Source organism: Clostridium felsineum DSM 794, assembly GCF_002006355.2.
Classification (GTDB): domain Bacteria; phylum Bacillota; class Clostridia; order Clostridiales; family Clostridiaceae; genus Clostridium_S; species Clostridium_S felsineum.
Window position 1 is genome coordinate 4,368,322 of the sequence record NZ_CP096980.1, and the last position, 18,893, is coordinate 4,387,214.

Annotated in this window: 16 protein-coding genes and 1 other annotated feature; of the genes, 4 read left to right on the forward strand and 12 right to left on the reverse strand. The window is 28.2% G+C overall.

Going from position 1 to position 18,893, the window contains the following annotated elements; genetic code table 11:
* The first annotated feature begins 128 nt into the window (after positions 1-128).
* Positions 129-1,328, forward strand: coding sequence for a helix-turn-helix domain-containing protein (locus CLFE_RS20275; RefSeq protein ID WP_077893934.1), 1,200 nt, complete (start codon positions 129-131; stop codon positions 1,326-1,328).
* Between the two features lie 33 nt (positions 1,329-1,361).
* On the opposite strand, the gene CLFE_RS20280 is transcribed toward CLFE_RS20275, so the two are convergent.
* From CLFE_RS20280 to CLFE_RS20290, 3 genes are all read right to left on the reverse strand, one after another.
* Complete coding sequence (locus CLFE_RS20280) at positions 1,362-1,796, reverse strand: SRPBCC family protein (protein WP_077893933.1); 435 nt, start codon at positions 1,794-1,796, stop codon at positions 1,362-1,364.
* A gap of 132 nt (positions 1,797-1,928) precedes the next feature.
* A complete protein-coding gene (locus CLFE_RS20285; RefSeq protein ID WP_077893932.1) occupies positions 1,929-4,421 on the reverse strand; it encodes an ABC transporter permease in 2,493 nt (830 codons plus the stop codon).
* Entirely contained in the window at positions 4,418-5,101 is a 684-nt protein-coding gene (locus CLFE_RS20290) for an ABC transporter ATP-binding protein (RefSeq protein WP_077893931.1), read from the reverse strand. The genes CLFE_RS20285 and CLFE_RS20290 overlap by 4 nt, the downstream gene beginning before the upstream one ends.
* 411 nt (positions 5,102-5,512) lie before the next feature.
* Here CLFE_RS20290 and CLFE_RS20295 point away from each other — a divergent pair, with 411 nt between their 5' ends.
* Positions 5,513-6,676 (forward strand): MFS transporter, encoded by a 1,164-nt coding sequence (locus CLFE_RS20295; protein ID WP_077893930.1) that lies wholly within the window; start codon positions 5,513-5,515, stop codon positions 6,674-6,676.
* A 32-nt stretch (positions 6,677-6,708) separates the two neighbouring features.
* Here CLFE_RS20295 and CLFE_RS20300 read toward each other — a convergent pair whose 3' ends face one another.
* The 6 genes from CLFE_RS20300 to CLFE_RS20325 all read right to left on the reverse strand — a co-directional run bounded on the left by CLFE_RS20300 (position 6,709) and on the right by CLFE_RS20325 (position 12,215).
* Positions 6,709-7,962: a sensor histidine kinase gene (locus tag CLFE_RS20300; RefSeq protein WP_077893929.1), complete on the reverse strand. Its 1,254-nt coding sequence runs from the start codon at positions 7,960-7,962 to the stop codon at positions 6,709-6,711.
* Complete coding sequence (locus tag CLFE_RS20305) at positions 7,946-8,647, reverse strand: response regulator transcription factor (RefSeq protein ID WP_077834607.1); 702 nt, start codon at positions 8,645-8,647, stop codon at positions 7,946-7,948. The genes CLFE_RS20300 and CLFE_RS20305 overlap by 17 nt, the downstream gene beginning before the upstream one ends.
* A gap of 125 nt (positions 8,648-8,772) precedes the next feature.
* The gene (locus CLFE_RS20310) at positions 8,773-9,246 is read right to left on the reverse strand and encodes a DUF3189 family protein (protein WP_077836050.1); all 474 of its coding nucleotides are present in this window, start codon (positions 9,244-9,246) and stop codon (positions 8,773-8,775) included.
* 80 nt (positions 9,247-9,326) lie between these two features.
* Positions 9,327-11,093, reverse strand: a complete 1,767-nt coding sequence (feoB, locus tag CLFE_RS20315; protein ID WP_077893928.1) for a ferrous iron transport protein B — start codon at positions 11,091-11,093, stop codon at positions 9,327-9,329.
* On the reverse strand, positions 11,093-11,320 hold the full coding sequence (locus tag CLFE_RS20320) for a FeoA family protein (protein WP_077836052.1): 228 nt from the start codon (positions 11,318-11,320) through the stop codon (positions 11,093-11,095). The genes feoB and CLFE_RS20320 overlap by 1 nt, the downstream gene beginning before the upstream one ends.
* A gap of 142 nt (positions 11,321-11,462) precedes the next feature.
* Positions 11,463-12,215 carry a DUF2087 domain-containing protein gene (locus CLFE_RS20325; RefSeq protein WP_077851010.1) on the reverse strand — a complete coding sequence of 251 codons (753 nt, stop codon included), beginning with the start codon at positions 12,213-12,215 and terminating at the stop codon, positions 11,463-11,465.
* A gap of 150 nt (positions 12,216-12,365) precedes the next feature.
* Positions 12,366-12,422: a sequence feature (sodium ion sensor (DUF1646 type); this cis-regulatory element may regulate processes involved in with the transportation of sodium ions), on the forward strand.
* A gap of 56 nt (positions 12,423-12,478) precedes the next feature.
* Between CLFE_RS20325 and CLFE_RS20330 the strand changes: the two genes are divergently transcribed.
* Entirely contained in the window at positions 12,479-13,657 is a 1,179-nt protein-coding gene (locus CLFE_RS20330; protein ID WP_077893927.1) for a cation:proton antiporter, read from the forward strand.
* Positions 13,658-13,713: 56 nt separating this feature from the next.
* On the opposite strand, the gene CLFE_RS20335 is transcribed toward CLFE_RS20330, so the two are convergent.
* Positions 13,714-15,429: a methyl-accepting chemotaxis protein gene (locus CLFE_RS20335; RefSeq protein ID WP_077893926.1), complete on the reverse strand. Its 1,716-nt coding sequence runs from the start codon at positions 15,427-15,429 to the stop codon at positions 13,714-13,716.
* Positions 15,430-15,622: 193 nt separating this feature from the next.
* Between CLFE_RS20335 and CLFE_RS20340 the strand changes: the two genes are divergently transcribed.
* Positions 15,623-16,960 carry a chloride channel protein gene (locus CLFE_RS20340; RefSeq protein ID WP_077893925.1) on the forward strand — a complete coding sequence of 446 codons (1,338 nt, stop codon included), beginning with the start codon at positions 15,623-15,625 and terminating at the stop codon, positions 16,958-16,960.
* Positions 16,961-17,010: 50 nt separating this feature from the next.
* Here CLFE_RS20340 and CLFE_RS20345 read toward each other — a convergent pair whose 3' ends face one another.
* Both CLFE_RS20345 and CLFE_RS20350 read right to left on the reverse strand, forming a co-directional pair.
* Entirely contained in the window at positions 17,011-18,213 is a 1,203-nt protein-coding gene (locus tag CLFE_RS20345) for a macrolide family glycosyltransferase (RefSeq protein WP_077893924.1), read from the reverse strand.
* A gap of 33 nt (positions 18,214-18,246) precedes the next feature.
* Positions 18,247-18,861, reverse strand: a complete 615-nt coding sequence (locus CLFE_RS20350) for a VC0807 family protein (protein ID WP_077893923.1) — start codon at positions 18,859-18,861, stop codon at positions 18,247-18,249.
* Positions 18,862-18,893: the final 32 nt, after the last annotated feature.

Consider the following 18,893-nt stretch of genomic DNA (forward strand, 5'->3'; position numbering starts at 1 on the left):
AATATTTGCAATTGTACAACTTCATTTAAAACTTCATTTTGATATTATCATATTTTGTGCTATTATTTTTGTATAATTTCTTGTTTTATATAACAAAATCCGTTTTAAAATTATTATGGAGGTTCTTTATGTTTCTTGAAGCTAATGATATTGACTTTATATGTAAAACCATGTTTGATGTTTTAAAAATACCTGTATACTTTATATCTAACAATAAAGCTATATCTTCTGCATACTATCACAAGGATAACTTAAATCCATTTATTAAAGATCAAGATAATTTATTTGAAAATTTATTTAGCGAAGACACCTTATCAAACTACCCTATAATAAAATCCACCAAATATAAAGAAAATTACTTTGCGGTAAATCTCAAACTCAACAATTCCTTTATAGGAAAATTTATAGTTGGTCCTTCTTTGTATTTAAAAATGAACGATAAAGCTATAAATATAGTAATTTCAGAAAATAATCTACCCATAAGTTCTAAGCTTAAATTAGTAGATTTCTACAATAATTTAACTATAATGAACTACCCTCATCTTGTTAATACTAGCATATTGTTTTATTACTGTATTTATAGAAAAAAGCTTAAAAGTTCAACTGTAATAAAAAAAAATAGTAATATTATAATTAAAAACATTACTAATAATTTATCATCAAGAAAACATCATAGCTTTACTTATGAAAGAAATATTTTTAAAAATATAGAAGAAGGTAACGTAAAAAAACTTCTTGAGTATATAGATATACCTCCAGAAGGTGACTATGGTTTACTTGCAGATAATTATTTAAGAAATGAGAAGAATTTAGTTATTTGTAGTATTACTTTGGCTACAAGATCTGCTATAGCTGGAGGTCTATCTTCTGAACTTGCCTATTCCTTAAGTGATAGTTACATACAAAGAGTAGAACAACTAAATGATATAAATACCTTATTGAATTTGAAAAATAGCATGTTTATTGATTTTTCCAAAAAAGTATATACAATAAAACAACTTAAGTATCCAAAGCCAATAGTTTTTTGTAAATACTATATTTCAAATCATATATACGATAATATTTCTCTTAAACTTCTTTCTACTAAAGCTAACTTAAGCCCAAAATACTTATCTGAATTATTTAGTAAAAATGTAGGTATGACTTTAACCGATTATATTCATCAAGAAAAAATTAAAGAAGCAAAATTCTTACTTACCTCAACAAATTATAATATATTGGATATTTCTAATCTTCTAAACTTTCATGATCAAAGCCATTTTACTAGGATATTCAAAAAATTCACTGGCATAACACCTAAACATTATCGTGATACAAAAAACAGCTAATGCACTTAACCCTATCCATTAGCTGTTTTGATTTTAAGATATATTATTTTTCTCAACATACTTTTTAAAATTATTTAAAATTGCTTGCCATCCACTTCTTTGGTGTTCAATTGGATTAGATTTTTCCACATCAAAACTCTCTAGTATTTCAGTTTCATCTCCTTTAGGATTAAATTTAATTTCAACCTTCCTCCCATCACCAAGAGTATATTCAATGCTTTCATGCAATTTCACTTCATCATAAATTCCACCAAAATCGAATCCCATACTTCCATTCTTGGCTTCCATTCTTGAAATAAATTTTCCTCCCACTTTTAAATCATTTTGACAAATCGTTGTATGCCAATCATCTGAAGCAGTATTCCACTTTTTTATGTGATCTGGTTTTGTCCAATACTCCCATGTTTTTTTTACTGGTGCATTAACAACAGTTTCTATTGTTATTTTTTCACTATTATTTTTATCCATTTTATCCCTCTTATTATCATCCATAATATACTGTGTTTTATATCTTATATATTCCCTTTTATTTTTCTTTTACTCAAACTTTAATATAAAACTAATCTATAAGAAAAATGACAAGTCAAATTTTTCAACTTGTCATTCTTCTCCTCGCATATTTTCTATTATATTCATTTTTTCTATTCTCTTTAAAGGAAAAATCATAGAAACAAATATTATTATAATAACGCTAATTACAGATATAATAACTTCTTTAGCATACATATACCATATAACAGTTTCTGTCTTAAGTATTGATTTATAAATTATATAATATAATCCACTACTGAAAATCATGCCATATATAGTTCCATATATTCCGTAAAGTATTCCTTCTTTTAATAACATTTTTTTCAAATCACTTATACTCATTCCAACTGCTATAAGACATGCAAACTCCTTTAACCTTAAAATCAAATTTGTATTTACAGTATTCACTATATTTAAAATACCAATTAAAGATATAACACCTATAAATCCATAAATTAATATAAACACCTCTATTTTAGACTCTTCATATTCTTTTTGAATCTCCTCTGAATCTTGTAGTGTGTATTTATAATTAACTCCAAGCTTACTTTTTATTTTTTGTTTAACCTTTTTTTTGTCTGCATTTTTAAAAAGTTCAACCTCAAAATCACTAAAATTATTGTGTCCAACTATATTTTTATATCCTTCCAACGAAGATATAAAAAGCATACTTGAACCTCCATAAGCTTGAAAAATACTTTTACTTATTACTGCTCCCACTTTAACCTTTTTTAATTTCTGGAAATCAATTTTAGGGTAATCTTCAGGTTTTTTATAGATATTATTATTATCAATGTAAATCTCATCACCAATTTGTAAGTTTGTTTCATTAACTTCCCCTGTTGTTCTACTGTTTACTTTTTCAAATACTAAAACTTCTTCACCTTTATTAAGCTTATCAATATCTATTTTTCCTTTAATAACATAGTCTTTAATCTCATCAAGTTCATTTGAATCATAGCCAGAAAAATATATGTTATATGTATCCCAAAAATATCCCTGCTTATAGTGTATAGTCCTACTTGTTTTTTTAAAATTTTCTGATAGTCTATTTAAAGGACAAAATATTAGAATACTACTTTCTTCTAAAGGATATATTTCTTTTACTCCTTTAATATTTTTCATATCGTATATATCTTCTTTTTTAAATGTAATATCCGTTGTACTTATATGCATATCTTTTTTATATCCTACTTTACCTATGTTTCTAAATATAAGCATTACAAAACTGTAAAATGAAATAAAAATTGTTATACTAACTGCAATAGACAATACAACTAACCTAAATCTGCCTTTATTTCTTTTAATATTCCTAAAAATTAAAATAGTTTCAAATTTTATACCTTTTATAAATTTAAAATGTTTTCTTTTATGTTTTAATAGCTTTATTTTTTTAAAGCCTTTTATTGCCTCAATAGGATTAATCCTACCACTTTTAATAACAGGAACTATTGATGAAAAAAGAATACATAAAACACCAAAACCTGCGCCTGATATAATAACACTAAGAGATATATGTATATTAATATCACGGAACATATTAAACTTATTTAAATTCACTATAAAAACAAGAATTTTTATGGCAGCTATACCACATAAAATACCAATAGGAATACCAACTATTATCATTATACATGATTCTATAAATATAATACTTTTTATTTGATATCGTGAAGTTCCTACTGCTCTTAGTACTCCAAATTCTTTTATTCTCTCAAATATAGATATATTAAAGGCACTATATATAACAAGCGCCGACGCTATTAATATAACAACTCCAAGCAAGCATATAACAAATAGATTTGAATAGTCTGAATAATTTTCCATGTACTTTCCTTTGTTCGCCATACCAGTATAATTATAGCTTACATTATTACATTTAATTTGTTTCTGTATAATTCTAAAGCTTTTCTTATAATCAGCTTCATTTTTTAAGCTTACAAATACCCTATAATTTTTATTGCCAGCAAGAAATTCTTCCGAAAAGTCTTTAGACAAATATATAATATTCTCATCATTATCTAAGAAACCAGAGATAACAAATTCTTTTTCCTGACTCTTTTTCATTCCACTTCCTGCTATACACAATTTTATTTTACTATTAACTCTGTAACCTTTATTCATTAAAATTTTAGGTACTAACACCTGATTTTCTTGCTTAGGGAAAATACCTTCCTTTAATTTTACACTTGTCATTTTTACAGTTTCATTATCAAAATAAACCGCAGTATATGCCCTTACTGAACTATCTCCTAAAGCATACTTATCTGCTTCCTCCTTACTTATAAAACCATTGCCTAAATCTAATGCAGTTCCAACCTTATCCACACTATAATTATTCTTAAGATACTCTACACTATCTGAATTAACTCCTTCATATATAACATCATAACTCCCATTCAAACTTGATTGGTATGAGCTCTGATAATTTTGTATGCTATAAAGCATTACTCCAATGGATGTAAAAAGTGCTACCGAAAGAATTACTCCAAGTATTGTTACAATGGTTCTTCTTTTTTGACGTTTAATATATCTTAAAGCAAGAAGTTTAGATATATTCATCCACGTATCACCTCGTCACTTTCAATAGTACCATCCTCCATTTTTATTATTCTATCTGCAGAGGAAGCTATATTCATATCATGAGTTATCATCACAAGTGTTTGATTATACTTTTCAACCGAAAATCTCAAGAGTTCAACGACAGCTCTACTATTCTTTGTATCAAGATTTCCTGTAGGTTCATCAGCAAGAATTATAGCTGGCTTATATGCAAGAGCTCTGCCTACTGCCACTCTCTGCTGTTGTCCACCTGAAAGTTCTTCTGGAAAACTATTTTTTTTATTTTTTAAGTCTAATACTTCAATAAGTTCATCAATGTATTTTTCATCAGGATCTATATTATCTAGAGAAAGTGATAATTTTATATTTTCTTCTACTGTTAATACTGGAATTAGATTATAGTATTGAAAAACTATTCCTATCTTTCTTCTTCTAAATACCGAAAGTTTTTTTTCTTTAAATGAGTAAATGTCACTTCCATCTATAATAACCTTACCATTTGTGGGTTTATCCAATCCTCCTATCATATGTAGAAGAGTACTTTTTCCTGATCCACTAGGTCCTACTATAGCTGTAAATTCACCTTTATTTATACTTAAATTTATATCTTTTAAAGCCTCAACTCTTGAATCTCCCTTTCCATAAATCTTAGAAAGACCTTCTATAAATGCTATCTCCATAAATATTCTCCTTCAAATTAAGATTATAAAACCTATAACTTAAATTTTAATAGTTCAATCTTACTTTTGTATGTAATTTATTCTTACTTTTTATTAATTTTTATCATTTATTCTTTGTTTAAGCATACTTATATGATAAAATAAAAAAGCCATATAGTTAAACGTGAGCAACTATAAAATTGTACATATTTAAAGATCTATAAACCCTATAATATTTAACATGTATGACTTAGTTTCCCCTAGTTTAACTGTAGTAAATACCTATCCTTTTGTAAACTACTTAATCTGGCTTGAACCCCTAGATTATTAAATGTACTACAAATGGTTAGAATAAAAAACCGAGAGGAGGATATGTGTAAAATACCCACAATGATAAAGTAATTTCACTTTACTATTTTACACATTGAAAACATGAACAAAAACTTTAGAAACATGCTTATTGCCTTTATTGGCGCGTTCTTTTTATCACTATTTTCAAACACTTTGTCCCCCTTTATAACTACCATAAAAAATACTTATGGTGTTTCAAGTACTATGATTGCAGTGCTTCCCCCTACAGTTTACTTAGCTTCTTTTGCTATGAGCATAATCGGTGCTAAATTAATGGCAAAGCTTGATTTAAAAAAAGGCCTTTATTTTGGTTTTTCTTTTATAATAATAGCTAGTACCATAATTATATTTGCGAAATCCTTTTATGTATTACTTATAGGATACTTTTTCTCTGGATTTGCAGTTGGAATGGGGTCTCTTATAGCTACTACCATAATATCCTTATTACCAAAACAATATCAAAAATTTGGTCTTTATAATGCCTTTTTTGGTCTTGGAGGAATTTTAATTTTACCAATTAGTAAGTTCTTTTTAAAGAATGGTATAAGCTTTCACTATGTATATATAATACATATTGTAACAATAATTGTGTTTTTCCTTATAGCTACAGGCTTAAAAGATGTATCGATACACAATCAAAATTCTTCAGAAAACTCTCATGTATCACTTTCAGTACTAAAAAATCCTTTAGTTTTAACTATGTGTTTGGCTATATTCTTTTATGTTGGTGCTGAAATTTCAACCACAAATTGGACTGGTACTTTTTTAGAGAAATATTATAGTATAAGTAAGGCAAACGTACCAAATATTTTGCTAGCCTTTTGGATTTTATTTACTCTTGGAAGAGCTTTTGGAGATAAAATAATTGATAAAATCGGTGCCCTTAGATTTTTATGTATTTCACCAATAATATCTATACTAGGAATATTTATAATATTATCTAAATCTAATAGCTATTTTGCACTAGTAGGTGTAGGAATTATAGGTATTACTATATCTGTTATATATCCTGCAATTCAAGGCTATATTATACAACATGTTCCGTCTAAGGATATTCCATCAGCTTCAGCTGTTATAAATATATTTAATAACTGTGGCGCTACATTCTTAACTTATATTATAGGTTTTGCAGCTGGAATAAAGATTACTTCTGTGTTTATAATACAAATTATATTTTATTTATATATAATTCTTGCTTCTGCAAAATATCTTAAAAAAACAAAAACTAACAAAAAAGCAGCATAAAATAATGCACCTTTGGAGCCTTAAATGGCTCCTTATTTTTGTTCATCGTATAAAAAAACTATACTAAATTTTGTTCCCTGTCCAATAATACTTTTAACAGTTATAAATCCACCTTGGTTTTCTATTATACTTTTTGCCATAGATAGACCTATTCCCGTACTGTTTTTATTGTATACTCCCTTTCCTTTATAAAATCGTTCAAATATATGAGGTAAATCCTCTTTTGATATACCTCCTCCGTTATCTTCAATCGTTACTTTAACCATTATGGGTGATTTATATATTTCAATTTTTATTTGTCCATACTCTTCTGTGTGTTCTATACAATTTTTTATTATATTACTGAAAGCTTCTATAAGCCACTTTTTATCATGCTTAAAATAAGACTTATCAGTACTATTAACTGATACCTCTTGATTTTTAAGAACATACATTGGTTTTAAAAGCCTTATACTTTCATCTATTGTCTCTTCTATAGATTTATTTTCATTTTTAAAATCTATAGCTCCTGCATCTAATCTTGCCATTTTTAAAAGATTAATTATAAGCCATTCCATCTTATCTAACTGTTTTTCACTTTCATATAAAAACTCATTTACTGTTTTTTCATCTTTAACACTTTGATTTAAGAGCAATTCATTAAAAATTTTAAGAGATGAAAGAGGTGTTTTTAATTGATGTGATATATCCTGCATCATATTTTTAAGAAAAATTTTTTCTCCCTTTAGCGTATTCAAAGTATTTTCTATTATTGAACTCATTCTATTAAATGAGGCGCTTAACTTTCCTAGTTCACCTTCTGTATAATCATTTAATCTCAGAGAATAATTCCCATTCATTATTTTTTCTGCACCCTTGTAGACTTCATTTATCTTAAAAAATACCTTTCTAAATTGGGTTATAATAAGAGCAACACTAAATATGAAATAAAATGCAAAAATTATTAAAGTTATATATATTAGCTTACTATGGAATACATTCAATGTCTCATTTAAGTTGTATTTACTATCATCAAATCCATATTGTTTTGATAATTCTATTCCTTTTTTTACGTTAACTGTGCTTGTATTCTCTCTAGTAAATGCGCTTATTATATCATTCTTAATTTCCGGATGAGCTTCTATTAGTGTCTCCATTATTGCTCCATCATTCTTTATAAGTTCACTATTTGCATTAACAGATACTTTATTTACAAAAATATATAATGCAAGCATAAATATTAATCCAAATATAAAATTAAGCTGTAGTACCTTCATAATTTCTGGGTTTTTAAGAGCGTCCTTCACTTAAATCTCCCCCTTTATTCCATCTGTAGCCTATACCTCTTACTGTTATTATATAAGGATTTTCTGAATTATCCTTAAGCTTTTCTCTAAGACGCTTTATATAAACAGAAAGTGTATTATCATCTACAAATTCTTCCGAAACATCCCACAGCTTTTGAAGTATTAAATTTCTTTTGAGAGTTTGTCCTGAATTTTCTATAAAAAGCATTAGGAGTTTTAGTTCCATATGGGTAAGTATTATCTCATCATCATTTTTATATGCCTTGAGTGTTTTTTTATCAATAGAAACATCCCTAGATTTTAATTCTAGTACCTCTCCGTTACTTGTACATCTTCTTAAGACAGCTTTAATTCGAGATATAAGTTCTTTTATTTTAAATGGCTTTGTTATGTAATCATCTGCTCCCAAATCAAATCCCATTACTACATTTACTTCCTCATCACAGGCAGTTAAAAATATTATTGGGATATCTGAGTTTTTTCTTATCTCACTACATAAATCATATCCACTTCCATCTGGTAGCATTAAATCCATAAGTACAAGTGAAAATTTCTCCTTGTTAAAAACTTCTTTAGCATCTTTTATACAATTTGCAGCAGTAACTTCAAATTTTTCACTCAAAAGAGTGTATCTAATTCCCATTGAAAGTGCTTCATCATCCTCAACAAGAAGTATTTTTGCCATAATTACTCCTCCTCTTATCTAACTATGTATACTACTAATAATACTAATATAATTTGTTATCAGTATCAAGCAATGATAAATAAATTATATTTAGAAGTCTTTCGCCATTTTAAGGCGAAAGACTTCTAACTTATCTTTAATACCTTTCTAAGGTTATTCTTCACACCTTTAACTATATTTGCTATCTCCATATAAGCTTTAAGACTTCCATATGTAACAATAGGTCTTCCTATACTAACCATATGTAATCTTCTAGATGTAAATCCCCCTATTTTCATAAGTGTGTTAACCGTTGGTTTTGTATCAACTATCATAAGATCTTCATTATTTCCATTTAGAATTGAATACATATCTTCAATAGCTGGTATAACAAGATTAGCCGCATATTGTCTACCAATAGTATACACTTTATCTTTAAATTCATCTTCTCCTATATAAACAAGATGCCCCATATCTCCTTTATCAATTTTATCAAAGGTTTTTAACTTCAATAGTTCTTCTTTTTTAGGGACTTTATCCATTGGTAACTTATTTATGTGTATATTAGCAGCTACTGCAGTAGAATGTGTTCCTCCAACATCATGGTAAATAACTATCATTATTTTTCACCCACCAAAAAAACTATAATATAGGCTTTTTAAAACCTTATATTATAGTTCTCTTTATATTAAGAATATATTCATCTTATTAGTAAAATTCCTATATTATAAATCACAAAACATACTATCCAAGCTGTACAAATTTGAAAAACAATAGAAAATAAAGTCATCTTCATTCCATACTCTTTCTTCATTGTTCCAAGTGCCGAAATACATGGTGGATACAAAAGTACAAAAACTAAGAATACATATGCCGTAAGCGGTGAAAATAAAGTTGGTAAAACTTTTACCAGGTTAGCTCCATAAATTACTCCCATTGTACTTAACACAACTTCCTTTGCTGCAAGTCCACTTAAAAGAGCTACTGAATTCTGCCAAGTTCCAATACCAAGTGGGGTAAAAAATGGGACCAAAACTCTTCCTATATATGACAAAAAACTGTATTTAATATCTACCATACCGCCAAATCCAAAATGAGATAATGCCCATATTATAACAGATATGGAGAATATTATAGTTCCTGCTTTCTTTAAAAATCCTTTTCCCTTATCCCAAGTATGTAAAAATAAGTTTCTAGGTGCTGGAAATTTATATTCTGGAAGCTCTATTACAAGAGGTTCCTCTCCTTTTTTAAACAGAGTATTTTTCAAACTTTTGCCTATTATAAATGCAATTATAATTCCTAATAAATATAGCGAACCTATTACTAACCCTTTATTTTTAGGGAAAAATGCTGCTGTCATAAGTGCATATATCGGTAATCTAGCATTACATGACATAAACGGAATTAAGAGTGCTGTTAACTTCCTGTCTTTCTCACTTTCAAGTGTTCTAGCAGACATTATAGCAGGAACATTACACCCAAACCCCATTACTAGTGGAATAAATGCTTTCCCTGAAAGTCCCATTTTTCTCATTAACTTGTCCATTAAAAATGCTGCTCTTGCCATATATCCACTGTCTTCTAGTATAGAAATGCAAAAAAATAGAGTTAGTATTATCGGTAAAAATACAACTACTGAAATAACTCCACCAAAAATACCATCTATTAAAAAAGAATTAAACCATGGACTTGTAAAGCTTAGTATCTTGTGTAAATATGGGATTATATTATCATCTACTAAACTACTACAAAAATCTTGCAGCGGTGCTCCAACCCACGAAAATGTTATTTTAAATATTATAAATATTATAAATGCAAAAGCTGGATATGCCATAAATCTATTAAGGAGCACTTTATCCAGCATTTCTGTAATTGAGTTTTTAACTTCGTAAATTTGCTTTACAGATTTTTTCAAAATACCTTCTATATAATCATAAGTTTCTTTTTCTGTGGAAAAATTATATTCATTATCATCCTTAAACTTGGAAAAGTCTTCGTTTTCTAATATAGCCTTAACCTCATCTATATTCTTGTTCTTTGATGCCACTATGGGTATAACCTTAACCTTTAGTTCACTTGATAATTTATCGAAATCAAATTTCAGACCTTTTTTTTCTGCAACATCTATCATATTTAAAAGCAGTATAATTGGTTTTTTAAACTCCTTGAGCTGCATTGTAAGATAAAGATTTCTGTCAAGATTTGCAGCATCTACTATGTTTATTATTATATCAACATTACCATTCTCTAGAAAATTCTTTGATACTTTTTCCTCGTTTGAATAAGTATCCATTGCATATATTCCAGGTAAGTCCACAATCTTAATATCTTTATTTAAGTATCCCTCTTTTTTTTCAACCGTAACACCTGCCCAGTTTCCGACATATTGGTTTGAACCTGTAAGTACATTAAACAAAGAAGTCTTACCAACATTAGGATTACCAATAAGTGCAGCTGTAACCATTACTTATCCTCCTTAAGAAAAATATTTTTAGCGTCCTTTTTTCTAATAGCTATATTGAATCCTCTTACATTTACAAGTATAGGATCACCTAATGGCGCTACCATTTTAACCTCTACTTCAGTACCTTCTATAAAACCTAAAGCACTTAACCTCTTCGAAAGTTTTTCGTCTCCGACTATACTTTTTATACTTCTTTTACTATTAGCTTTTAAATCACATAAACTCATATATAAAATACCTCCGCAATAGTTTTGTGCTTCTAATAATCTCTACTTATATGATATTATAAATGATAGTGATTGTCAATATCATTTTTAGTCACTTACTTTACTGCTACTTTATATCATGAGTTTTATAGGAAATAAATTTTTAATCTTTAACCCAATAACTACTGCAGTCATTTTTCCTATCCATAAAACCATACTCTATTAATGCTCTCCTTATTGTAGCATAATCATCATATATTCTCTTAATTATCAAATTAACTTGCTTTTCAGTATACTGTTCTCCGCGTTTAAAATTAATTAATATATGTTTTAGTACAACTACCTTCTTCTTTTCTTTTGCTGGAAAATCTTTAAGATGATTATTTTTATCAAAACAATTTTTAATTATATTTTTTTCCTCTTTTTCTGTTATTAAAAATCTATCATCTGTCATTGTTACGCTTTTGTGAACGCCTATAAGCTCATCTTCATTACTTTTGTTTTCATTTATTATTTCCATTATGGCCATAAACACTTTAGCTTGTTTTTCTTTTTCCTTAAGCTTAAATCTATAATTTCTAACAGTCGAATTACTTGTCATCATTTTTTCAGCTATTTCCTTGTCTGAAAGTCCACTTTTATAAAGCATTAAAAATTGTTTTTGCATATCAGTTATGCCTGTATACACTTTACTCATATTTATTAAATAATCAAACACCGATTTGTGACTATTTTTAATATGAACTTGCATGTATTTTTTAGCATCATAAAAATTTTCTTCTTCTTTATATATTACTCCACTTTCATAAACTTTACCACATATAAGACATATATATTCTTCCTTTTTATCATCATACATGTATCCCCTTTTTATATCTTCAACACTTGAACTAAAAAACAATTCAGAAATATCCATTCTATCCCTCTTTTCATATTATGCAAACATTATACGATATTGTTTGCTCATTTGTCAACTAAACAATATATTGTTTGTATTTCGTTAATTAACCTTGCTACGATATATATAATGTGCTATTATAATAATCAAATGATTATATTGATTTTCGGTTGAACAAATATTAATTTGTTTTCAAGAGCATTTGAATTTCTGGGGTGGGAAATTCCTTAAGGGGATTTCCTGCCCTTTTTGCGTGCATAATATTATAGGAGGTGTAAGCTTTGAAAATTTTACTAGACATTGCTTTAATTTTAGTTTTTACAAAGATAGGTGCTTTAATTAGTACACATTTTAAAATGCCTGGAGTTCTTGGTGAACTCTTAGCTGGTGTGCTCCTTGGCCCTTTTGTTTTAAATCTTATTCACGAAAGTTCAGACATAAAACTTTTATCTGATTTAGGTGTCATATTCCTAATGTTTTTAGCAGGAGTCGAAACAAATTTTGAAGAATTAAAAAAAGCTGGTAAAAGTTCACTTTTAATTGCATTTGGCGGAGTTATCATACCCTTAATACTTGGAACATTTTCGGCTTATATGTTTTTTGACAATTTTTACGAGAACTTATTTATAGGGGTAATTTTAACTGCAACTAGTGTCAGCATCTCTGTTCAAACACTAACAGAACTAGGAAAATTAAATACACGTTCTGGAATAAATATATTAGGATCAGCTGTAATTGATGATATTTTAGGTCTTATTTTAATCGCAACTGTACTTGCAACCTCAGGAGGTGCTAAAAGTGGAAGTTCTTCACTAATAATCACCTTTATTCACATAGGTATATTTTGTATAGTGTCAATTTTAGCGCTTTATTTCTTGCCAAAACATATTGATAAATTAATAAATAAATTTAAACCTCAAGCAGGACTTACCCTTTTCTCTATAGCAGCTGCACTTCTTTGTGCTTTTGCAGCCGAAGAACTTGGAATCGCCTCAATAACTGGTGCTTACATATGTGGATTAATCCTATCTACTACAAGCCATAAGGAATATCTAGAAAAAAGAATAAAAATTATATCGAGTTCTTTTTTATCTCCTATTTTCTTTGCTTCAGTTGGAATATCTGCCAGTGTCAATGGCTTGAATTTTGAAGTGATTTTAATAACCTTAGTTATGTTTTCAATTGCTGTAATTGGTAAGATTGTTGGTTGTGGTTTGCCTGCTATCGCACTTAAATTCAAAAAAAGCGAGGCACTTCAAATTGGAGTTGGTATGGTTTCAAGAGGAGAAGTTGCTATAATAACTGCAAATATGGGGCTTCAGGCAAAAATTATATCTGAAGAAGTATTTTTACCTACTTTAATTGTAGTTATACTAACAACTATAATAACACCTTTACTTCTTAAAATAGTATTTTCACACAAGATAGAAAAACATATTGATAAAAACATCACAGTATGATGTTCTTATAAAAAAAAGTTATCCTAGACTATATATAGGATAGCTTTTTTAATATATTACAATTTAAATTCTTCTATTGATTCTACCATAACATTGGCACTTTGAGATAACTTTTCGGCGGCATTTGCCACTTCAACAGATGATGCCGCCATTTGCTCTGTTGATGCATTTATCTCTTCAGATGAAGCTGAATTTTCTTCAGCTACCGAGGAAGCTCCCTCAGTCTTTTCTATAATAAATCCTTTATCTTTAGTAACGCTTTCCATAGATTTACTAACTTCGCTTATTTGAGGTATTATACTTCCAATTTCATTAATTATTTCCTTAAACGAAGATATTGAATTGTCTATTATACTAACTTGAGAATTCAAATTTTTATTTACATCTTGTGTTGTAGTTAACACAATTTTTGTTTCTTTTCTTATATCTTCAACCAATGTTGATATTTCAGTAGAAGAGTTTTTACTTTGTTCTGCTAATTCTCTTATCTCATCCGCAACTACAGCAAAGCCTTTACCAGCTTCCCCAGCTCTTGAAGCCTCAATGGCGGCATTTAATGCTAACAAATTAGTTTGGTCTGCTATGCCATTAATTAATGATGTTATAGTATTTATTTGATCTACACTTAATACAAGATTATTAATTTTAGGTACAACATCTTCAAAAGATTTATTGATATTTTGAACTGATGAAATCAATTCTTGTAATTGCTCATTACTTAAACTTGCCTTATAACTAATTTGCTTGGCTGTAGAATTAACACCATCTACTGTTTCTACTACTCCATCAATTTTACTTCCAAATCTATTAAGTACATTTGTCATATCAACAAGTTCACCTGCTTGACTTACAGATCCGCTAGCTACTTCACTAATTGCATTAGTTACCTCCTGTGTAGTTGCTGACATTTCTTCTGATACAGCTGAAAGTGAAACCGATTGATTGTTTATTTCTTTTGCATTATCTTTTATTTTTACCATTATTTTTGAAATTGATTCAATTGTTTTATGTAATGCCTTATTTAAAATTGCAAATTCACTATTCCCTTCAGTGTTTACTTTAACAGTAAGATTACCATTAGATACTTCATTTATAGCCTCTGTAAAATCTTTAATAGAACTTTTTATTAAAGTCAATATTGCAACTGATATTATTGAACCTATAATTACCAAAAGAATTATTATTGTAAATAACATAATTACAGCATTTTGAAAATCTTTATCTGAGCTTACTCTCATTAGTTCAGCTTGATTTTTATGATACTTCAAAAGATTCTTAATTGATTTTGTGAGATTGCTTCCGGCTTTAGCATGTCTGTCTAAAAAGTCCTGATCTGGATTTTGATCAACCTTTCTTAAGTCTTTTAACTTGTCATCAAAATATTTATACTTTTCAAAATTACTTTTTAAAGCTTCAGCTTGTCTCTTACCATTCTCGTCTTTAATTGCCGATATCTCCTCATTAATACTTTTAACAATAGCTTTATTTATCTCCTCGATTTCTGTTACATATGAATTGTCAAATTTTCTATCTGTAAGCTTTGTCACCGTATTACGAAGTGTGCCCACATTTCCATATATATCTGCTATCCTATCAACCCCTTGAACTTCTACATTTGACATAGTATGAACATTTTCATTTACACTCTTAAGTTTTAAATAAGATATCGTCCCAACAGAAATTGTTGAAAATATGGCTAAGACAAAAAGTATTATGATACCATAGCTAATTTTTAGGTTTTTAAAAACTCTAATATTTTTAATCTTGCTCATAATAGCGTCTCTCCCTTCCAATATAAGCCAGTCAGTTATTTAATCGTCATTTATAAGTAAATATTTAGATGTATTTCATATTTTTATTATTTTTTATCAATTTATAAATTATGTTCATTTAACTTTATTAATATAATTTGTAGTATTTTAAATAAAGTTGTAAAATATTAAATATACATACGAGGTGATTTATTTGAAATATTTTAAAAAATTTATAACAGAAGAATCCATTTTAATACTTAGTGCTTTGAAATGGATATTTTTATCTGCCGCAATAGGCGCATTAGTTGGAGGTTTAACAACTGAATTCGTTAAACTAATTAACATTACTATAGGTTTTACTTTTAAATTTCGTTATTATTATTTATTTCTACCAATAGGCTTATTTCTCAGTAATTTTATAATAAATTTATTACCTGAAGCAAAAGGTCATGGTACTGAGAAAGCAATTAAAAGTGTTAATGAAAATAAAGGAAATATGGATATAAAGGTAGTTCCTATAAAACTTTTAACTACACTTATAACAATTATTTTTGGTGGTTCCGTAGGTCTTGAAGGTCCTGCAACTCAAATAGGCGGTACTATATCCTCTTTTTTAGGCTCAAGTTTTAAAATGAATACCGCCGATAAAAGAAGGCTTGTAGTGTGTGGTATAAGCGCAGGCTTTGTATCTGTATTTAACGCACCTATTGGTGCCGGAATTTTTGCATGCGAAGTTTTATATATAGGAAAATTATCTTATATTTCTCTCTTACCTTCCTTGATATCATCCTTTACAAGCTACTATACTGGTCTATATCTTGGAAATAAACCTTTAAGTTTTCCAATCTCCTACGTTCCCAAGAATCAATTTAAAGCATTTGTAGGTGTTCTTATATTTAGCTTTATAGTTGGTATTGCTTCTATATTATTTATAAAACTAGTAGGATCCATTGATATGTTTTTTAGAAAACTTAAAATTTACCCACCACTAAAAGGAATAATTGGAGGTGCTATAATTATTGTATTAGTTACAATAACAGGTTCAACCGAGACTCTTGGAATAGGTGATAATGTCTTTACTAACGCTGTTCTTGGAACAAAAACCACTAGTACCTTATTCCTTACAAAATCATTAACAACTTCATTAACTCTAGGTTGTGGTGGAAGTGGAGGAATTTTAACACCTATGCTATTTATAGGTTCAACACTTGGAAATGCCTTTGCACAACTTATTCACTCAAATTTAGTTTTTTATTCTGCTATAGGAATGGTGGCATTTTTAGCAGCTTGTTCAAATGTTCCAATTTCATCAATTGTGATTGCTATAGAACTTTTTGGTGGCAATATTGGATTATATGCTTCTATTGCAATTGGTGTAAGCTATATAATAGTTGGACATACTAGTATCTATCCAACTCAATTTATTATGACATCTAAAACACCATCTCTTGATGTAGAAACAAATACATCTGTAAATAATTCACATAGTTTTAATGTATCTAATAAAAGCCACTCTTTTCTAAAAATCATAAATAAATTTAAACATTAAAAAAAGTACCTGTAAAAATCACAATTACTATGTGACTTTTACAGGTACTTTTACATTAATTTTAATATCTCTTCTGCAGCCTTTTTATATCCACCACAATTTTCAAAGGACTCATTTATTCTTCTTATATTTTGAGTATACTTAGAATTTGATAAAATTTCATTCAAGGAATTTTTCAAAATTTCGGCTGTGAGATTGTTTCTATCAAGTGATATACATGCACCTAGCTTTTCTGCTCTTGATGACATATATGGTTGATCAGCACCTAATGGTATTGCAACAAACGGAACATTGTTAACTATTAAGTCATTTACACTATTCATACCTCCATGTGTTACCGCTGCCTCAGCGTATTTTAAAACTTTACTTTGTGAAATATAATTTCTCACTATAAAGTTTTTAGGAATATTAAATTCTGATAAATCTGTTTTATAAGCAGTCATAACTACTATTGCATCCATATCTTTAAATGCTTCAAAGAATATTTCATAAAGAGTTTTATCAAAATTACTAAAAACCGTACCTAATGAGACATATATTACTCTCTTTCCTTCAAGCTTCTCAAAAGGAAAATCATTTTTAACATCATTTCTATTATATATAGGTGGCCCTATAAACCTAAAGTTTTCATTATAATACTCAGGGTGAGCAACAAAATATTCAGAGGTATAAGCAAAATTTAAATTTCCTTCATTAAACAGTAAGTTTATTATTGAAGGCATTTTTATATTATACTTTTCTTCCAATTTTGTAGAAATATCAATAAAGAGCTCTGACATTCCGGACTGCTCAGCCATTTTATTCATTGAATTAATAGCTCTTTCAGATATCATTTCTTTTGGAGATGCAAATATTGCAAAAGAAGAGAACGAAGGAATTTTTAATATCTGCGAAATAATGTTTCCAAAGGGGAAAATTGCAGTATAACCTATAGCATCAAATTTAAAGCCTTTAATTTGTTCCAAAATAGCATCAATATATTCTTCAGCTGAGCTTAAAAGCTGCACAAAATACTCCATTCTAAGCTTTAAACCCATAGCCGAATTTGGTGCATAGCCACCATCATTTTTAAATGTATATACAGGTTTTTTAAAAGCCTTAAAAATTGCACCAGTATTCTCAATACTATCTTTAAAATTATCTGTAGAAAAATAAGTTACTTCTTGTCTATCTTTAACCAACTCGTTAATAATCCCTAATGTAGGATTTATATGTCCATAAGCAGGACTACTTAAAAAAAGAATTTTTCCCATTTTTATCACTCCTTATTTACTAATTAAACTGTTTTATTTTTTTCTATGCCAATACCATTTTGGAAAAGCTATTGTAAAAGCTATAAATAGTGGTGTAGATATATTTCCATAAAGCATACCTATAGTGTAATAAGAACTCATAGATAAGTAATGAAGTAGTATTAATCTAACAACAGCTTGACTTAAAGCTAATAATCCCCATGAGAAAGTAAGTATTCTCCATGTTCTTAAATATCTTGAGTTTCTTTTAGTATCTTCTGAAGCATTTTTAAAATAGCTCTGCTCAACAATTACTTGAATTAATGATTTCTTTAAAAATAGTGAAATAAAAAATATAATAGAAATTAAAGTATCTTGAATTATAGGTGATATTAAATAAAAAGTTGGATTTTTAGAAAGAAGCGTTCCTATTAATCCAATAATAGAAATAATGCCAGAAATAATTGCTAAAGCATTTACTCTATGTGATTTTACAAAATTGAATAATATGATACCAATGCTCCATACACCAGATAAAGTTACCCCCTGTAACGTCATATTGAATTTATTAAAAACATAAAAAATTATTATTGGAATAATTGCACTTGCAACAAAGTCTGTATTAAATATAATTGCTTTATTAGAATTACTTAATGATTTTTTTTCCATATTGAGCACCTCTTTATTTTTAATTTGTTGTT

Bases quoted from the DNA above. Each gene is read 5' to 3' on its own strand.
- CLFE_RS20350 (WP_077893923.1), bottom strand. From the start codon at position 18,861: ATGGAAAAAAAATCATTAAGTAATTCTAATAAAGCAATTATATTTAAT.
- CLFE_RS20325 (WP_077851010.1), bottom strand. From the start codon at position 12,215: ATGGATATTTCTGAATTGTTTTTTAGTTCAAGTGTTGAAGATATAAAA.
- CLFE_RS20320 (WP_077836052.1), bottom strand. From the start codon at position 11,320: ATGAGTTTATGTGATTTAAAAGCTAATAGTAAAAGAAGTATAAAAAGT.
- CLFE_RS20285 (WP_077893932.1), bottom strand. From the start codon at position 4,421: ATGAATATATCTAAACTTCTTGCTTTAAGATATATTAAACGTCAAAAA.
- CLFE_RS20275 (WP_077893934.1), top strand. From the start codon at position 129: ATGTTTCTTGAAGCTAATGATATTGACTTTATATGTAAAACCATGTTT.
- CLFE_RS20280 (WP_077893933.1), bottom strand. From the start codon at position 1,796: ATGGATAAAAATAATAGTGAAAAAATAACAATAGAAACTGTTGTTAAT.
- CLFE_RS20305 (WP_077834607.1), bottom strand. From the start codon at position 8,647: ATGGCAAAAATACTTCTTGTTGAGGATGATGAAGCACTTTCAATGGGA.
- CLFE_RS20290 (WP_077893931.1), bottom strand. From the start codon at position 5,101: ATGGAGATAGCATTTATAGAAGGTCTTTCTAAGATTTATGGAAAGGGA.
- CLFE_RS20335 (WP_077893926.1), bottom strand. From the start codon at position 15,429: ATGAGCAAGATTAAAAATATTAGAGTTTTTAAAAACCTAAAAATTAGC.
- CLFE_RS20295 (WP_077893930.1), top strand. From the start codon at position 5,513: ATGAACAAAAACTTTAGAAACATGCTTATTGCCTTTATTGGCGCGTTC.
- CLFE_RS20310 (WP_077836050.1), bottom strand. From the start codon at position 9,246: ATGATAGTTATTTACCATGATGTTGGAGGAACACATTCTACTGCAGTA.
- CLFE_RS20345 (WP_077893924.1), bottom strand. From the start codon at position 18,213: ATGGGAAAAATTCTTTTTTTAAGTAGTCCTGCTTATGGACATATAAAT.
- feoB (WP_077893928.1), bottom strand. From the start codon at position 11,093: ATGGTTACAGCTGCACTTATTGGTAATCCTAATGTTGGTAAGACTTCT.